Raw genomic sequence first — 15,746 nt, 5'->3', positions numbered from 1 at the left:
CAAGTGATTGTGGAAAAAAGAAGGTTTCCGTCCCCCCATCCGCAGATTCACTTATTTACAGTGACCTATGAGGCAGATGGACTTCGGATCAAAGGGCTGCTCGCTGAACCTGCTGGAGAAGGTCATTATGACGGCTTTTTGTATTTAAGAGGCGGCATAAAAAATGTGGGAATGGTGAGACCAGGCCGGATTGTGCAATTTGCCGCGCAGGGATTTGTCGTATTTGCCCCTTTTTACCGAGGAAATCAAGGAGGCGAAGGGAACGAAGACTTTGCTGGAGAGGACCGGAAAGATGCTTTTGCTGCCTTTCAATTGTTAAAGCATCACAAAAAGGTGAAGCAGGATCGTATTCATATCTTTGGTTTTTCGCGCGGAGGCATTATGGGCATTTGGACTGCTGTCGAAATGAAACAAGAGGCGGCTTCCTTTGTGACATGGGGAGGCGTTAGTGATATGAAGCTTACCTATGAAGAGCGTGTGGATATGAGAAGGATGATGAAACGTGTGATTGGCGGTCCCCCGCACAAGGTGCCAGAGGCCTATGAGGACAGAACACCTTTAAATGATGTGGACAAAATTGAAGCGCCTGTTCTGATCATCCACGGAGAAGAGGATCAGAATGTATCCATTGAGCATGCGTATTTATTAGAAGATGCGCTGCGCCAGCACGGGAAGTCAGTGGAGACTTGGTATTTCCATGGGTACAACCATTATTTTCCGCCGCAGCATAATCGGGAAATTGTCAGAAGGCTGACGACGTGGATGCACAGCCGGAAAAGCGGAAATGTGGTAAAATAAGCAGTATAACGAAATTTAGAAAGTAGGGGGATTTTCAATATGGGAATGCCTGTTGAATTTAATACAATGATTGTCACGAAGGGAAAAGAGACAAGAATTGAAGAGAATGTATTTGAACTCATGAAGGAAGGATACCGCATTTATCCATTAAATATTCCGCTTGAGGTGCGTAAAACGAAAGACGGAGAAAAAACAGGGACAGCACATGTTGAAAAGCTGGAGCTTACAGACAATGTGACTAAGGTCACTTATCGTCTCGTATCATTACATTCAACAAACTAACAAAAAAGCTGAGGGAGCGATTCCTCAGCTTTTTTTATTTGATTATACGAGTGGTCCGCCTTTAGCTTCAATGTCACTTGCTGCGTGGCTGAATTTTTGGAAGTTCTTTTTAAATTCATTGGCAAGGAAGTGTGCTTTTTCTTGATAAGCCTCTTGGTCATCCCATGTTTTAGAAGGTTGAAGCACTTCATCTGGTACGCCAGGAATATGAAGCGGGATGTGTAATCCAAAGATGTCATCAGTGATCATTTCGGCGTTGTCGAGGTCACCTTCGATCGCTGCTTGCACCATTGCTCTTGTATGCGCTAGGTTCATACGTTTGCCTGTACCATAGCCTCCGCCAGTCCAGCCTGTGTTCACAAGGAATACTTTTGCGCCGTGCTCATCAATTTTCTTGCCAAGCATTTCAGCATAGACGTGAGCTGGAAGCGGCAAGAATGGAGAACCGAAGCAAGTAGAGAATGTCGTTTCTGGTGATGTAACACCGCGCTCAGTTCCTGCTAATTTACTTGTGTAACCGCTCAAGAAATGGTACATCGCCTGTTCTTTTGTTAAACGGCTGATTGGAGGTAAAACGCCAAATGCATCAGCTGTTAAGAAGACAATGGCAGATGGGTGTCCTGCGATACTTGGCTTCACGATGTTATCAATCATTTCAATTGGGTAAGCAGCACGTGTGTTTTCAGTGAAGAATGTGTCGTCATAATCCGCTTCACGTGTTTCTTCATCAAGCACGACATTTTCAAGAACTGATCCGAAGCTGATGGCTTTGTAAATTTGCGGTTCTTTTTCTTCGCTTAAGTTCACACATTTCGCATAGCATCCGCCCTCAATATTGAAGACTCCTGAGCCAGACCAGCCATGTTCATCGTCACCGATCAGCTTGCGGCTTGCGCTAGCTGAAAGCGTCGTTTTTCCAGTACCTGAAAGGCCAAAGAATAGTGCGACATCGCCTTCTTGACCGACGTTTGCTGAGCAGTGCATCGATAAAATATCTTGCTCAGGAAGCAGGTAGTTCATGACAGAGAAAATGGACTTTTTCATCTCTCCTGCATATTCTGTTCCACCAATCAGAATGGTGCGTTTTTCAAAAGAAACGATAATAAACGTTTCAGAGTTTGTGCCATCTGTTTCAGGATCTGCTTTAAAATGCGGTGCAGATAAGATGGTGAAAGGTTTTTCGTTTGAAGAAGGTGTTGATCCGTCAGGTCTGATGAATAGTTGCTTTGCAAAGAGATTGTGCCATGCGAATTCGTTCACCACTGTAATTGGCATACGGTATCTTTCATCTGCGCCGGCAAATCCTTCAAAGACGAATAATTCATCACGTTCTTTTAAGTATGACACAACCTTTGTATATAAACGGTCAAATGCTTCTTTAGAAATCGGCTGGTTGACTTGACCCCAATCAATTTTATGTTCAGAGCTTTCTTCTTTTACGATAAATTTATCTTTAGGCGAACGTCCTGTGTAGGCACCCGTTGTAGCACGGACAGCTCCTGTTGATGTTAAAACGCCTTCATCACGTGCCAAAATCTTTTCAACAAGTTTCGGAACAGATAAATTTTGGTGCGTATTTTCTAATGAGAGCAATGACTGCAAATCTTCTTTTAAATCCACTGAGTTCATAAAAAAACCCTTCCTTTACCGTTGAATTTGTTTTGTTTCGATTAGTATAACACATTCATAATAATAGTCTATACTATTTAAATGTTTTTGTGTGTGTTTTTTCATTTCTGCTCTGAAAATATGCTTTTTGGTGATGCTAATATTGAGGTGAAAAAAAGGGAAGATAATTCTGATGAAGCATTGACATGACGCAAGTGTTTAAGATAAGATATCTTATTGAACGGATACTCTTATCCCGAGTTGGTGGAGGGACAGGCCCGATGAAGCCCAGCAACCGGTTTCTTATGAAAAGGCATGAATATGCTGAGAAACCAAGGTGCTAACCTGATGCAAGGTACAAGAACACCTTGAGCGATAAGAGTGAAAGGCATGCGATCTCAGACCCTTTCCTCGCAATGAAGGAAATGGTTTTTTTATTTTTGGGATATCATATGAACAAATTGCCAATAACATCTCTAATAGAAACGTTTTCAAATATAAGAGGGAACGAGTTCCGTATCATATTGGAGACCTCATCTCGGGATGATGTGGTCTTGTACAGGAGGAAATAGCCATTATGAGTCAAAATCGTCGTTTATTTACTTCAGAATCAGTGACAGAAGGACATCCGGATAAAATCTGTGACCAAATTTCAGACAGCATTTTGGATGAAATTCTAAAGAAAGATCCAAATGCACGTGTTGCCTGTGAAACTTCTGTTACAACGGGTCTCGTATTAGTAAGCGGAGAAATTACAACGTCTACTTATGTCGATATTCCAAAGACGGTGCGTGACACGATTAAGGAAATTGGCTACACACGTGCGAAATATGGTTTTGATGCGGAAACATGTGCAGTGCTCACATCCATTGATGAACAGTCTGCTGATATTGCGCAAGGTGTAGACAAAGCGCTTGAAGCACGTGAAGGCACAATGACTGAAGAAGAACTTGATGCGATCGGTGCAGGTGACCAAGGATTAATGTTTGGTTTTGCCAACAACGAAACTGAAGAACTTATGCCGCTACCAATTTCACTAGCGCATAAATTATCTCTCCGTTTAACTGAAGTACGCAAGGATCAAACACTTGCCTACCTTCGTCCAGATGGAAAAACACAAGTAACAGTAGAATATGATGATCAAAATAAACCTGTTCGTATTGATACAGTGGTTATTTCTACGCAGCATGCACCAGAAGTGACGCTTGAACAAATTCAAAGCGACTTAAAAGAGCATGTCATCAGCCCTGTCGTTCCAAGTGAACTAATTGATGAACAGACAAAATACTTTATTAACCCAACTGGTCGTTTCGTGATCGGCGGACCTCAAGGGGATGCTGGTTTAACTGGACGTAAAATCATCGTTGATACGTATGGCGGATACGCTCGTCATGGCGGTGGTGCTTTCTCTGGGAAGGACGCAACAAAGGTTGACCGTTCAGCGGCATATGCTGCTCGTTACGTAGCGAAAAACATCGTAGCTGCCGGCCTTGCTGATTCTTGTGAAGTACAACTTGCTTATGCAATTGGTGTTGCACAGCCTGTATCGATTTCAATTGATACTTTCGGAACAGGAAAAGCTTCTGAAGAAAAATTAATTGAAGTGGTTCGTGCGAACTTCGATCTTCGTCCAGCTGGCATTATTAAAATGCTTGACCTGCGTCGTCCGATCTACAAACAAACAGCTGCATACGGACATTTCGGCCGTCATGATTTAGATCTTCCGTGGGAAAAAACAGATAAAGCCGATACACTTCGTCAAGAAGCATTAGGACAATAACAACATAGAAAACCGCTTATTTTAAGCGGTTTTCCTTTTGATTAAAAAAAATTATACAAAAAGCGAAAAAATGTGAAACAAAAACGGACAAATAACTGTCTAATTATAGGTCTACTTTTAAGAAATAACATAACGTGGAGGCAATAATATGTGTGGGTTTGTTGGTGTGTTTAATCACCGTCCATTGTCCGAAACTACTGAGCAGGAAGAGTTAATTAAACAAATGAACCGTCTCATCGTTCACCGTGGTCCGGATGATGAGGGTTACTTTCATGATGAGCATGTAGGATTTGGATTTAGACGTTTAAGTATTATAGATGTTGAGCACGGAAAGCAGCCGCTTTCTTATGAAGATGAAAAGTATTGGATTATTTTTAACGGGGAAATTTATAACTATGTGGAGCTGAAGGAAGAGCTTGTGAAAAAGGGCTATACGTTCAGCACAGATTCTGATACGGAAGTACTGCTTGCCACATACCGTCATTATAAAGAAGAAGCGGCTTCTAAGCTTCGCGGCATGTTTGCCTTTTTAATTTGGGATAAAGAAGCGCAGCAATTATATGGCGCAAGAGATCCGTTTGGCATCAAACCGCTTTATTTTACACAAGTGGAAGAGCAAGTGTACTTTGCGTCTGAGCGCAAAAGCTTGATGGCTGTGAACGAGAACATCCTATTTGATGAGACTTCATTGCAGCAGTATATGTCATTCCAATTCGTTCCTGAGCCAAATACGCTTGATCAAAAGGTGCATAAAGTTGAGCCTGGTCATCAGTTTATTTTACGCCCAGGGCAAGAGATCGAATTTAAGACATACTGGAAAGTTCAATTCAAACCTGAGCAAACACAAGAACAGAAGTTAATCGAAGAAGTACGCGATGCAATCTATGATTCTGTGAATGTTCACATGAGAAGTGATGTACCTGTTGGTTCATTCCTATCAGGTGGTATTGATTCTTCCTTCATCGTGTCTGTCGCAAAGGAATTACACCCTGAGCTAAAGACATTCTCTGTTGGCTTCCAGCAGGATGGCTTTAGTGAAGTTGATGTTGCGAAAGAAACAGCTGATAAGCTAGGCTTACAAAACTTCAGCGCCGTCATTTCTCCAGAGGAATATATGAACGAGCTTCCGAAGATTGTCTGGCATTTAGACGATCCTTTAGCTGATCCGGCGGCGATTCCATTGTACTTCGTGGCAAAAGAAGCGAAAAAACAAGTGACGGTTGTTCTTTCAGGTGAAGGAGCGGACGAGCTGTTCGGTGGATATAATATTTACCGTGAGCCTCTTTCTCTTAAACCATTTGAATCTGTACCAACTATGCTGAAAAAGCTTCTTCTTCGTCTGGCTCGTTTAATGCCAGAAGGAATGAAAGGGAAGAGCTTTATCGTTCGCGGTTGTACGCCATTAGAGGAACGTTATATCGGTAATGCGAAAATTTTTGAAGAGCCAGTGAAGAAAAACCTTTTAAAGCATTATGATCCAAGCATCACGTATCGTGATGTAACGAAGACATACTTTGAGGAAAGCGCTGGCTACAGTGATATTAACAAAATGCAATATGTTGATATCCATACGTGGATGCGCGGGGACATCTTATTGAAAGCAGATAAGATGACGATGGCGAATTCTCTTGAGCTTCGTGTTCCATTCCTTGATAAGGTCGTTTTCGAAGCGGCTTCTAAAATTCCAGAAGAGCTGAAAACAAAAGATGGCACAACGAAATATTTATTGCGTAAAGCAGCAGAAGGCATTGTGCCTGACCATGTGTTAAATCGTAAAAAGCTTGGTTTCCCTGTGCCAATTCGTCATTGGCTGAAAAATGAGATGAATGCTTGGGCGAAAGACATCATCAAAAACAGTCAAACAGATGAATACATTAATAAAGAGTATGTGCTTGATTTATTAAATGAGCATTGTGCTGGTAAAGCAGATCATAGCCGCAAGATTTGGACCGTCCTTATCTTTATGATTTGGCATAGCATTTATGTAGAGCGCAGCATTGATCCAGAGCAGTTGAATCATCAACCGAAAGAAGTCATCTTTAGTTAATGAAAAAAGGTTTTCAGCACAAAGCTGAAAACCTTTTTTGTCATGATAGAAAGCGGCGGAAAAGGGTAAAATAACAAGCGGTTCATAGTTATTGCTTAATATCCTGAAAAAAACATGATAAAGTGAAGATACGTGTATGATGTTAACGGGATATAAGGGAACGATAGTATTGTCCTTTTTCTACATATTCTCTACGGATTCTGTCCATGTCTTGGATATCTTCATCTGTTAATTGACGGACGATCTTGGCTGGACGGCCGAAAGCGAGTGATCCTTTTGGGATAACCTTTCCTTGAGGGACTAGACTACCTGCACCGATAAAGGCACCTTCGCCAATTTCTGCACCATCGAGAATGATGGACCCCATACCAATGAGGGCATTTTTTCGAATGATTGAACTATGTAATGTGACTTGGTGTCCAATGGTAGCACCATCTTCTATAAGAAGTGTTTTTCCAGGACTTTGATGCAGACAGGATAAATCTTGAATATTGACGTTTTTTCCAATTCTCACAGGAGCGACATCGCCTCTGATGACAGTTTGGAACCACACGCTTGAATATTCTCCAATCGTGACATCTCCAGTAATGGTGGCGTTATCTGCGACAAAGACCGATTCATGAATCTCAGGTGTAAACTGATGATATGGATAAATCACTTTTTCTACTTCCTTTCTTAATACAACATTTGTGAGGTGTTTACTTTGTGGACTTGGCATGCTGAAAGACCAGTTGGTACAATTGTGATAGTACATGGTGCAAGTGAATATCACGGCCGATATAAATGGCTGATCGAAATGTGGCGAAATGCCGGCTATCACGTCGTCATGGGTGACCTGCCTGGGCAAGGGACATCGACACGTGCGCGCGGCCACATTCGTTCGTTTCAAGAATACATTGATACAGTAGATGAATGGATCGAACATGCGAAATCATTCAGGCTTCCTACTTTTTTACTTGGACACAGTATGGGCGGACTCATTTCAATTGAGTGGGTCAAGCAGTATACCCATACGAAGATTGATGGCCTTATTTTATCATCACCTTGTTTAGGTCTGCAATTTAAACCGAAGAAGCTAATGGATTTTGCATCAAAAGGTTTAAATGTGCTCGCACCGTCCTTTAAAGTCGAGTCAGGGCTGTCGATTGAACTAGCCACACGAAATCAGGCTGTGATTGAAGCAGACTCCAATGACTCCCTTTACGTAACAAAGGTGTCGGTTCGCTGGTACCGAGAGCTGATCAAAAATATTGATGCGGCCATGCAGCCAACGAATGTTTTTAAAACAATTCCGCTCCTTTTAATGCAGGCGGGTGATGATAAGATCGTCGACAAGACGAGGGTGATTAAATGGTTCAATGGCATTGAATCAACCAATAAGTCGTATCGTGAATGGGAAGACCTGTATCACGAAATTTTTAATGAACCGGAAAGAGAAGATGTGTTTAAGGCAGCAAGAGCCTTTACAGATCAATATATTTGATGGTGAGCTTTAAGTTAGGGGTGGATTGATTTGTCAGTACCAGAGCGTCCTTTTGCACTGATGACCAAGGTGTATAAAGATATTTTTCCGCTTGTACATCAGGAGCTGAAAAAGTGGCGGGCTCATGCAGAAATGATTGAAAATGAAGAACTGCGTACGCAGGCATTAGCGAGCATATCAAGTAAAACCTTTCACTGCGAAGGCGGAGGCATTTTATCTCTTCTAGCAGGTGAGTCGAAAGAAACGTGTATTGAATTCATTGTGGCGTATCAAACCATCAGTGATTACTTAGATAACCTATGTGACCGCAGTACGTCGCTTGATCCAAAAGATTTTCATATGCTGCATCAAGCAATGAGAGATGCGCTTGATATACATGCTGAGCCCAAGCCTTACTACCAATTCCGTGATGATCAAGAGGATCATGGGTATTTACACGCGCTTGTCCGCACATGCCAAGACGTGCTGTCGCGCCTTAATCATTATCCGATCATTCAGCCATATTTACACACGCTGTGCGATTACTACAGTGATTTGCAAGTACATAAACACGTCGTCCCTCATGAGCGGGTTCCGCGGCTAGAATCGTGGTTCCGCCAATATGAAAAGGATTTGCCTAAGATGGAATGGTATGAATTTTCAGCTTGTGCAGGATCAACGTTAGGGATTTTCTGTCTTGTGGCGTATGCGCTTCAGCCAGACTTTACAGAAACGCAGGCGAAGCAAATTTATGAAAGTTATTTCCCTTATATTCAAGGTCTGCACATTTTACTTGATTATTTAATTGACCAAGAAGAAGATCGGCTTGGAGGAGATCTAAACTTTTGCTCCTACTATGCTTCTCATCATGAGATGATGGATAGACTTCAGCATTTTATTGAAAAAGCGGATGAACAGCTAAAAGGCATTCCGCACGAAAACTTTCACAAATTGATTAACAGAGGATTATTGGCCGTCTATTTGTCCGATGAAAAGGTGACAGCCCAAAAAGAGATGAATATGCTGGCAAAACGGCTGATCAGATCAAGTGGGAAAACATCGTTCTTTTTCTATATCAATGGAAGAGCTTACCGGACTTATCAGAAAATGCCGTGGATGAAATCCTCATAAAAAAGCTCAAATCCATTAGGATTTGAGCTTTTTTTCAATAGCGACCACAAAAGGCGGGTCGTTTTGAATATTCATGTATTGATATGATAAAACTTGTACCTTTTCATGAGAAAGTGATCTGCAATAGTCGAGAAGCACTTCTTTTTCTCTTTTCCCTTCAGGGTGTCCATGATAGATCACAAGGACGATCAGACCTCCGGGTTTAAGCCAGTCGAGGAGCTGCTTAATGGCTTCAATGGTTGTATGAGCTTGAGTAGTGACAGCTTTATCGCCTCCGGGCAAGTACCCAAGGTTAAACACCGCACCTGAGATCTGTTCATAAACATCTCTTGGCAGGTGATGAGCTAGTTTTTCATGACCATCGTGAATCAGATGAACATAAGGATATCCCTCGCCAAGCCTTTTACGTGTCTGCTCTATGGCTTCTTCTTGTACGTCGAATGCGAAAACTTGTCCATCAGGACCGACAAGATCAGCTAAATAGAGAGTATCGTGGCCATTGCCCATCGTTGCATCAATAACGATATCACCTTTTTGACAAGCACGTTCTAACAGCTCTTTACTAAAAGGGAGCATGCGTTTCAAGATCATTTTGCTGCTTCTTCCAATCTGACGAAGCGTTTGCCTTGGTAGCTGTTACGTCTTTCAAGCTCAGCATTAATGGCATTTAATACTTCCCACTTGTTTACACTCCACATTGGACCAACCATTAATTCAATCGGGCCATCGCCTGTAATACGATGAATAATCATTTCTGGTGGCAGGATCTCCAGCTGATCACAAACAAGCTGAACATATTCCTCCTGGCTTAGAAACTCCAGTTTGCCTTTTTCATATTGCTTGACCATAGGAGTTCCTTTTAAAAGGTGAAGTAAATGAATTTTAATTCCTTGCACATCTAAATCAGCCACAGCTTTTGCTGTCTCCATCATCATGTCGCGGTTTTCAAGAGGTAAGCCGTTGATGATATGCGAGCAGACACGAATGCCGTGTTTTCGAAGTTTTTCTACACCTTCTACGTAGCATTCGTAATCATGGGCACGGTTAATGAGCATCGCTGTCCGTTCATGAACTGTTTGAAGACCAAGCTCTACCCAAAGATAAGTCCGCTCATTTAATTCAGCTAAATACTCCACCACGTCATCTGGCAGGCAGTCAGGTCTTGTCGCAATTGATAAACCGACCACACCATCCAAATTCATCACGGTTTCAAATTTTTCCTTTAAAACAGGAAGCGGGGCGTGTGTGTTTGTGTACGCCTGAAAATATGCCATATATTTTCCGTCTTTCCATTTTGTATGCATCCGGTCTTTGATTTCGTTAAATTGAGTGACGAGATCATCCGCTCTGTTTCCTGCAAAGTCACCAGATCCTGCGGCACTGCAAAATGTACAGCCTCCATGGGCTACAGTACCATCACGGTTTGGGCAGTCAAAGCCGCCATCTAAGGCCACTTTAAATACTTTATGACCAAAGTGCTCTCGCAAATGATAGTTCCATGTGTGATAGCGTTTCTCGCTGTTTGAATATAAAAAAGGGTTATGCTGATCCAAGTCAGTAACCTCCTTGCGTAATAATAGGCATCCTTAAAGTTTAACAAAAATCATGAAGGAGGACAATTGAATCTGTCCAACATTTTCTTTAGTGAAAAAGCTTTACGTGGGCAAAATAGGCGGGAGTAATGATGAAATGGAGGGAATGCCGGATGGCAACAAGGCAGTCAATCGATGAATTTATCCAAAAAAGTACTGAAACCCTTGAGTTTGCAAACGAGCAATTTGATTTGAACTTACGCCAAGAGCATTATAACGAGGACGAGTTTTCTAAGGCACAGCTTATGCTCGAAGATACGGTGAACGAATTAGAAAAATTAAAGGATGTCGCCAATGACCAGCAAAGAGAGCGGTTAGACAGAGCGCGTGTTCAAATTCAAAGCTTGCAAAATCAAATGATTTTAGGTATTTCTTACGACAACGAATGATGAACAGATCCTTTTTTAAGGGTCTGTTTTTTATTTTTTGAAAGGTTATTGACTTTTCGCTTGAGTGTCTATATTGTATTAAGTGTACTACATCAACTAATACACTAAAGACACTTAAAAAGTGAAGAAAGGTGTTCAACCATGAAAAAAGAAAAAAAACCAATCAATTTGAAGTGGATGGTGCTGGCTGTTTTGTTAGCATGTACATTTTTTTTCGTTCTCGTTTTCATTGGTTTTGAAGTTCAAAAAGATTTGATACTTAATTCAATCCCTTTAATGCAAGGGCATGAACAAGCAATAGGACTGCAAAAGCATGAATGAGGAAAGAGGGAGCCATCATGATTCAAATAGATCCACGAAGCGCTGCGCCAATATATGAACAAATCATTGAGCAGTTAAAAATTTTATGTCTAAAAGGTGTAATGAAACCTGGAGACAAACTGCCCTCTGTCAGAGAGCTCGCCACTATTATCATCGCCAATCCAAACACCGTCAGTAAAGCATATAAGGAGCTTGAGCGGGAAGGAATTATTGAAACATTAAGAGGCCGCGGAACGTATGTAACAGAAGAGGCTCAGTTAAAGCTGAATGAAGGGAAGGTATTGGAGATGAAGGAGCAATTAAGACAACTCATTATAGAAGCTCATTATGCCGGTATTGATATTCAACAACTGAAGGAATGGATAGAAGAAATCGGCTCAAGTCTTGAGGGAGGAAAAAAAGTTGATTGAGGTTAGAAATGTATCGAAGACATTAAACGGACGTGAAGTACTCAGTAACGTTTCCTTCAAATTAGGCGAAGGTGAGATCTTTGGTTTGCTTGGTAGGAATGGCTCTGGTAAAACAACTCTTCTCCGCTTGATTCAGCAAATTCTTCTTCCTGATGAAGGAGAGATTTATTTTAAAGACGTGCTTGTGAAAGACCACCCGTTAGTGAAGCAAAATATTGTGTATATGCCAGTCGTCAATCCTTACTTTGACAGATACAATTACGGGCAGCTTGTCCAGCTGTTAAAGCATATTTACCCGAAGTTTGACGTGACATATGCCAATGAACTTGTGAATCGCTATGAAATTCCCGAAAAAGTAAAATACCGCGAACTATCGACAGGGTTAAAAAAGCAGCTCTCATTAATTTTAAGCTTTGCGATCAAGCCAGCCGTGATTCTATTAGATGAACCGACAGATGGTATTGATGCCGTCACAAGAAATGATGTCCTTCAACTCATGATCGACGAGGTAGCGGAACGTGAAACGTCGATTCTCATCACATCGCACCGATTAGAGGATATTGAGCGTATGTGTAACCGAATCGGGTTTTTAGAAGGAAATCAACTCACAAGTGTCATGGATCTTGATGAATTAAAGAATGATTATGTCAAAATCCAGATGGCTTTTGAAGAAGATATGAACTTGAGTATACGAAAAAATGGCGTTGCGATATTAGATCAAGCGGGCATTTTTTATACAGCGCTTGTTCTTAAAACCGATGTAGAGGCTAAAGAGTACTTAAAGTCGCTACAGCCAAAAGTTTGGCATGAACTGCCTGTGAATTTAGAAGAAGTATTCATTGCAAAGTTTGGAGGGAAACGGAGATGGTAAAGCGGCAATTATTATATAAGGAATGGAAGCAATCAGAGCTGACATTTATTTTAGTGATGCTGGTTGCAGTCTTTACGACGCCATTATCCTTTTTGCTTGGATACTCATCCTTTCAAACTTGTTTAAATGATCCGACATGTATAACAGTAGATAATGGATTTTATTATAATTTCAGTTCTGATATTTTTATCGCCCTCTCATGGACTATGGGTTTGGTTTTTGCGATTATCCAGCTGGGATATGAAAGAAATAAAGGACAAATTGATTTTACTTTATCCTTGCCGTTTAGCAGAAGTACCATTTTTCATACAAAGTTTTTCTTAGGTGCCGGAATTATCACACTCGTTCATGTATTGTCATATGCCTTCACTTACTTACTCATATTAGGCATCCAACCAAAAGAGACGTTTGACTTTAATAGTAGTTACCTCATTGCACTTGTGTCTACCCTAATGATTTATAGTTTGTGTCTTGCAGCAGGTGCTTTAACAGGAAGCGCAATTAGTCAAGCCATTGTCACATTCAGTACATCGATATTGCCATATTTATTAATTTGGCTTCCGATGTTCCATTTGGATTTTATTTTCAAAACGGATAGATCATGGGTCGATGCAAGTTTTGACCATTTTATTATGCCGATATCTCCTATCACTTATATTACAGATTTTAAATATCGAGATGCAAGTGACTATCCAACATGGTTCACTGGTGAAGAATTCATCATACCCATTGTGATGATGATTGTATTTTATCTCATTGGTTTGTTTAGCTTTATGAAGCATCCTATTGAACGAAATGGCCGTTTCTTCCTTTATGCAAAAATGGATAGACCGATTCAGATTTTGGTCATTGCCTTCGGTGTTCTAGGGTTTGGATGGGTTGGATTTTCTTCTGACACCTCCATATTGGGTTATATTGTCGGCATGATCATCGGCGGTGTTGTAGGCGCACTAACAAGTTATTTCTTAATATATCGAAAAAGATAAACAGAGAGTAGGGAGTAGAGATGATTCAGATTCAATCGTTAGATCATGTATTTAAAATCGGTAAAAAGGGCAGAGAGAATGAGATTCCTGTGCTAAAAGGGATTGACCTATCTATTAAAAGAGGCGACATTGCTTGTATAGTGGGACGAAGTGGCTCGGGGAAATCTACCCTATTGAACTTAATTTCAGGATATATTACGCCGACGGGCGGACAAATTGTCATTGATGGTACCGATGTGACCGGCTTTAATGAAAAAGAATGGGCGGATTTCCGCTTAGATCACTTTGGTTTTATCTTTCAAAGCTTTCAATTGATCGGGAGCTTAACAACGTATGAAAATGTTGAACTTCCGCTCACTTTAAAAGGTGTGAAGCCGTCTGAACGAAAGTCGAAAGTAAATGAAATGCTGAAACGAGTAGGTCTAGAACATCATGCAGGGCATTATCCGAATGAGTTGTCAGGCGGGCAGCAGCAGCGTGTGAGTATTGCAAGAGCCTTGATTTTAAATCCATCTATTATTCTAGCGGATGAACCAACAGGCAGTCTAGATTCAGAAACTGAAGGAGAAATTTTAGCTTTTATCCAGCAGCTCAATCGTGAAAAAGGAATCACATTTGTCATCATTACACATGACGATGAAGTCGCTTCAATCGCAGATACCACGTTTCAGCTCCATGATGGTGTATTAAAGAAAGGGGAACAATCCATTGAAATTTAGAGATCAGGTCAAATTCATTAGAAGAAACATGAAGAAAAATAGACTGCGTGTGTTTATGACCATTCTTGCGACGACAATGGCATGCTCTTTCTTAATCGTTTTAGCATCTGTCGGCTTTGGTCTGCAAAAATCAGCGCAAGATGAAATTATGAAACAGCAAATCATTACTGAAGTGAAAGTGTTAGGCAAGGAAAAAGGTGACGTCAAAGTAGATGATTTAAAAAAATATGATCATGTGAAATCTGTCGTCTCAAGAACAGCGATCAATCCATCGGTTAACGTCGAGCTTGGTGACCGCTCAAGTGAAACGCAGGCAGCTCTAACCGATATGAAAGAAGAAAAAGAAGCAGGGCTTGAACTAGACCGAGGAAAAGTTCCGACATCAGCGAACGAAATTGTGGTCGGGTATCATATGGCTGAACAACTGTGGACAAAAAAAGAACGCCAAGCCTATGAAAAAAAATTAAATCAGACATCAAATGGCGAAGAAATGCCAGAGGAGCCTAAGGGCTACACAAAAGATATTTTAAATAAAGTGATTCAAGTCAAAGTACCAAAACTCAACGAAGAAAATGAAGTCGTCAAAGAAAAAACATTCGATTTCCGTGTAGTAGGTGTGTTGAAAAAGCCAAACCTGGAGTGGCAAGAAGATCATAAAATTCTTATTCCAAATGCGTATGAAAAGGAATTTGGTCAAGTACTCGATCTATCTCCCGAGGCAGGAAATGTCGAGAAAATGACCTCTGTCTATGCAGATAAATTCGACAATGTCGGTGCACTCACGAATAAGCTCACAGATGAGGGCTACCAAGTCATTTCTGTGACGAATCAGCTCGAAGGAATGGACATGTTCTTTACAGTCTTCAAAATTGGACTTATTTTTGTTGGATGTATTGCAGTCATTATTTCTGCGATTGGGATTTTCAATACGATGACAATGGCAGTAACAGAGCGGACACAAGAAATTGGGATTATGAAAGCCATTGGCGCGAATCCATCCATTATCAAGCGAATGTTCCTTATGGAAAGTGCTTATATTGGGGTGATTGGGTCGATCATTGGTATTATCATCTCATATATCATTAGTTTCGCCGTTAACTTAATCATTCCAGCCATTTTATCGTCTATGTCAGAGGGAGGGTCAAGTGAACAATTCTCGATTACCTTCTCCTACATTCCACTTAGCCTTGTGATTACAGCAACAGTGATTAGTGCAGGGGTAGCCATCCTTTCAGGGCTCAACCCAGCACGTAAAGCAACAAAAACGAATGTATTAGCAGCATTAAGAAGAGAAATCTAAAAAAAGAACCTCCTAAGACACCCGATGGGTCTGATAGGAGGTTCTTTTTT

The 15,746-nt window shown here is 41.1% G+C and carries 17 protein-coding genes and 1 riboswitch; of the genes, 13 read left to right on the top strand and 4 right to left on the bottom strand.

Going from position 1 to position 15,746, the window contains the following annotated elements:
- Window positions 1-3 precede the first annotated feature (3 nt).
- On the top strand, window positions 4-798 hold the full coding sequence (locus MKX52_RS13515; RefSeq protein ID WP_144468883.1) for a prolyl oligopeptidase family serine peptidase: 795 nt from the start codon (window positions 4-6) through the stop codon (window positions 796-798).
- Window positions 799-837: 39 nt separating this feature from the next.
- A complete protein-coding gene (locus MKX52_RS13510) occupies window positions 838-1,080 on the top strand; it encodes a DUF2584 domain-containing protein (protein ID WP_003217584.1) in 243 nt (80 codons plus the stop codon).
- A gap of 42 nt (window positions 1,081-1,122) precedes the next feature.
- On the opposite strand, the gene pckA is transcribed toward MKX52_RS13510, so the two are convergent.
- On the bottom strand, window positions 1,123-2,709 hold the full coding sequence (pckA, locus tag MKX52_RS13505; protein ID WP_012010978.1) for a phosphoenolpyruvate carboxykinase (ATP): 1,587 nt from the start codon (window positions 2,707-2,709) through the stop codon (window positions 1,123-1,125).
- Between the two features lie 227 nt (window positions 2,710-2,936).
- Window positions 2,937-3,070, top strand: a riboswitch (SAM riboswitch).
- 195 nt (window positions 3,071-3,265) lie between these two features.
- Between pckA and metK the strand changes: the two genes are divergently transcribed.
- Together metK and asnB are read left to right on the top strand one after the other, a co-directional pair.
- Window positions 3,266-4,468: a methionine adenosyltransferase gene (gene metK, locus MKX52_RS13500; RefSeq protein ID WP_012010977.1), complete on the top strand. Its 1,203-nt coding sequence runs from the start codon at window positions 3,266-3,268 to the stop codon at window positions 4,466-4,468.
- 148 nt (window positions 4,469-4,616) lie between these two features.
- A complete protein-coding gene (gene asnB, locus MKX52_RS13495; RefSeq protein ID WP_012010976.1) occupies window positions 4,617-6,515 on the top strand; it encodes an asparagine synthase (glutamine-hydrolyzing) in 1,899 nt (632 codons plus the stop codon).
- A gap of 142 nt (window positions 6,516-6,657) precedes the next feature.
- On the opposite strand, the gene MKX52_RS13490 is transcribed toward asnB, so the two are convergent.
- Window positions 6,658-7,173, bottom strand: a complete 516-nt coding sequence (locus tag MKX52_RS13490) for a gamma carbonic anhydrase family protein (protein ID WP_224925534.1) — start codon at window positions 7,171-7,173, stop codon at window positions 6,658-6,660.
- Window positions 7,174-7,218: 45 nt separating this feature from the next.
- On the opposite strand from MKX52_RS13490, the gene MKX52_RS13485 reads away from it, so the two are divergent.
- A complete protein-coding gene (locus tag MKX52_RS13485; protein WP_012010974.1) occupies window positions 7,219-7,998 on the top strand; it encodes an alpha/beta hydrolase in 780 nt (259 codons plus the stop codon).
- A gap of 30 nt (window positions 7,999-8,028) precedes the next feature.
- Window positions 8,029-9,108 (top strand): tetraprenyl-beta-curcumene synthase family protein, encoded by a 1,080-nt coding sequence (locus MKX52_RS13480; protein ID WP_342490862.1) that lies wholly within the window; start codon window positions 8,029-8,031, stop codon window positions 9,106-9,108.
- A 15-nt stretch (window positions 9,109-9,123) separates the two neighbouring features.
- Here the strand turns inward: MKX52_RS13480 and MKX52_RS13475 are convergent, their stop codons facing one another.
- Window positions 9,124-9,699: a class I SAM-dependent methyltransferase gene (locus tag MKX52_RS13475; protein WP_012010972.1), complete on the bottom strand. Its 576-nt coding sequence runs from the start codon at window positions 9,697-9,699 to the stop codon at window positions 9,124-9,126.
- Window positions 9,696-10,661 carry a TIGR01212 family radical SAM protein gene (locus MKX52_RS13470; RefSeq protein WP_012010971.1) on the bottom strand — a complete coding sequence of 322 codons (966 nt, stop codon included), beginning with the start codon at window positions 10,659-10,661 and terminating at the stop codon, window positions 9,696-9,698. Before MKX52_RS13470 ends, MKX52_RS13475 begins: the two co-directional genes overlap by 4 nt.
- 152 nt (window positions 10,662-10,813) lie before the next feature.
- On the opposite strand from MKX52_RS13470, the gene MKX52_RS13465 reads away from it, so the two are divergent.
- The 7 genes from MKX52_RS13465 (at window position 10,814) to MKX52_RS13435 (ending at window position 15,696) form a co-directional block, all read left to right on the top strand.
- The gene (locus MKX52_RS13465) at window positions 10,814-11,089 is read left to right on the top strand and encodes a YtzC family protein (RefSeq protein WP_088004090.1); all 276 of its coding nucleotides are present in this window, start codon (window positions 10,814-10,816) and stop codon (window positions 11,087-11,089) included.
- Window positions 11,090-11,230: 141 nt separating this feature from the next.
- Complete coding sequence (locus tag MKX52_RS13460) at window positions 11,231-11,410, top strand: hypothetical protein (protein WP_012010969.1); 180 nt, start codon at window positions 11,231-11,233, stop codon at window positions 11,408-11,410.
- Between the two features lie 17 nt (window positions 11,411-11,427).
- On the top strand, window positions 11,428-11,820 hold the full coding sequence (locus tag MKX52_RS13455) for a GntR family transcriptional regulator (RefSeq protein WP_044142160.1): 393 nt from the start codon (window positions 11,428-11,430) through the stop codon (window positions 11,818-11,820).
- Entirely contained in the window at window positions 11,813-12,691 is an 879-nt protein-coding gene (locus MKX52_RS13450; RefSeq protein WP_041815864.1) for an ABC transporter ATP-binding protein, read from the top strand. The genes MKX52_RS13455 and MKX52_RS13450 overlap by 8 nt, the downstream gene beginning before the upstream one ends.
- On the top strand, window positions 12,685-13,677 hold the full coding sequence (locus MKX52_RS13445) for an ABC transporter ATP-binding protein (protein WP_342490861.1): 993 nt from the start codon (window positions 12,685-12,687) through the stop codon (window positions 13,675-13,677). Before MKX52_RS13450 ends, MKX52_RS13445 begins: the two co-directional genes overlap by 7 nt.
- Before the next feature lie 20 nt (window positions 13,678-13,697).
- The gene (locus MKX52_RS13440; RefSeq protein ID WP_342490859.1) at window positions 13,698-14,396 is read left to right on the top strand and encodes an ABC transporter ATP-binding protein; all 699 of its coding nucleotides are present in this window, start codon (window positions 13,698-13,700) and stop codon (window positions 14,394-14,396) included.
- On the top strand, window positions 14,386-15,696 hold the full coding sequence (locus MKX52_RS13435) for an ABC transporter permease (protein ID WP_012010964.1): 1,311 nt from the start codon (window positions 14,386-14,388) through the stop codon (window positions 15,694-15,696). The genes MKX52_RS13440 and MKX52_RS13435 overlap by 11 nt, the downstream gene beginning before the upstream one ends.
- Window positions 15,697-15,746 lie beyond the last annotated feature (50 nt).

Origin of the sequence: Bacillus sp. FSL R5-0422 (assembly GCF_038610765.1) — a bacterium.
In the GTDB taxonomy this organism is placed as follows: Bacteria; Bacillota; Bacilli; order Bacillales; family Bacillaceae; genus Bacillus; species Bacillus pumilus_O.
The sequence above is the reverse complement of the archived record's forward strand: the minus strand, read 5'-3'. Positions and strand labels throughout refer to the sequence as shown.

Bases quoted from the DNA above. Each gene is read 5' to 3' on its own strand.
- MKX52_RS13510 (WP_003217584.1), top strand. From the start codon at position 838: ATGGGAATGCCTGTTGAATTTAATACAATGATTGTCACGAAGGGAAAA.
- pckA (WP_012010978.1), bottom strand. From the start codon at position 2,709: ATGAACTCAGTGGATTTAAAAGAAGATTTGCAGTCATTGCTCTCATTA.
- metK (WP_012010977.1), top strand. From the start codon at position 3,266: ATGAGTCAAAATCGTCGTTTATTTACTTCAGAATCAGTGACAGAAGGA.
- asnB (WP_012010976.1), top strand. From the start codon at position 4,617: ATGTGTGGGTTTGTTGGTGTGTTTAATCACCGTCCATTGTCCGAAACT.
- MKX52_RS13475 (WP_012010972.1), bottom strand. From the start codon at position 9,699: ATGATCTTGAAACGCATGCTCCCTTTTAGTAAAGAGCTGTTAGAACGT.
- MKX52_RS13465 (WP_088004090.1), top strand. From the start codon at position 10,814: ATGGCAACAAGGCAGTCAATCGATGAATTTATCCAAAAAAGTACTGAA.
- MKX52_RS13460 (WP_012010969.1), top strand. From the start codon at position 11,231: ATGAAAAAAGAAAAAAAACCAATCAATTTGAAGTGGATGGTGCTGGCT.
- MKX52_RS13455 (WP_044142160.1), top strand. From the start codon at position 11,428: ATGATTCAAATAGATCCACGAAGCGCTGCGCCAATATATGAACAAATC.
- MKX52_RS13445 (WP_342490861.1), top strand. From the start codon at position 12,685: ATGGTAAAGCGGCAATTATTATATAAGGAATGGAAGCAATCAGAGCTG.
- MKX52_RS13440 (WP_342490859.1), top strand. From the start codon at position 13,698: ATGATTCAGATTCAATCGTTAGATCATGTATTTAAAATCGGTAAAAAG.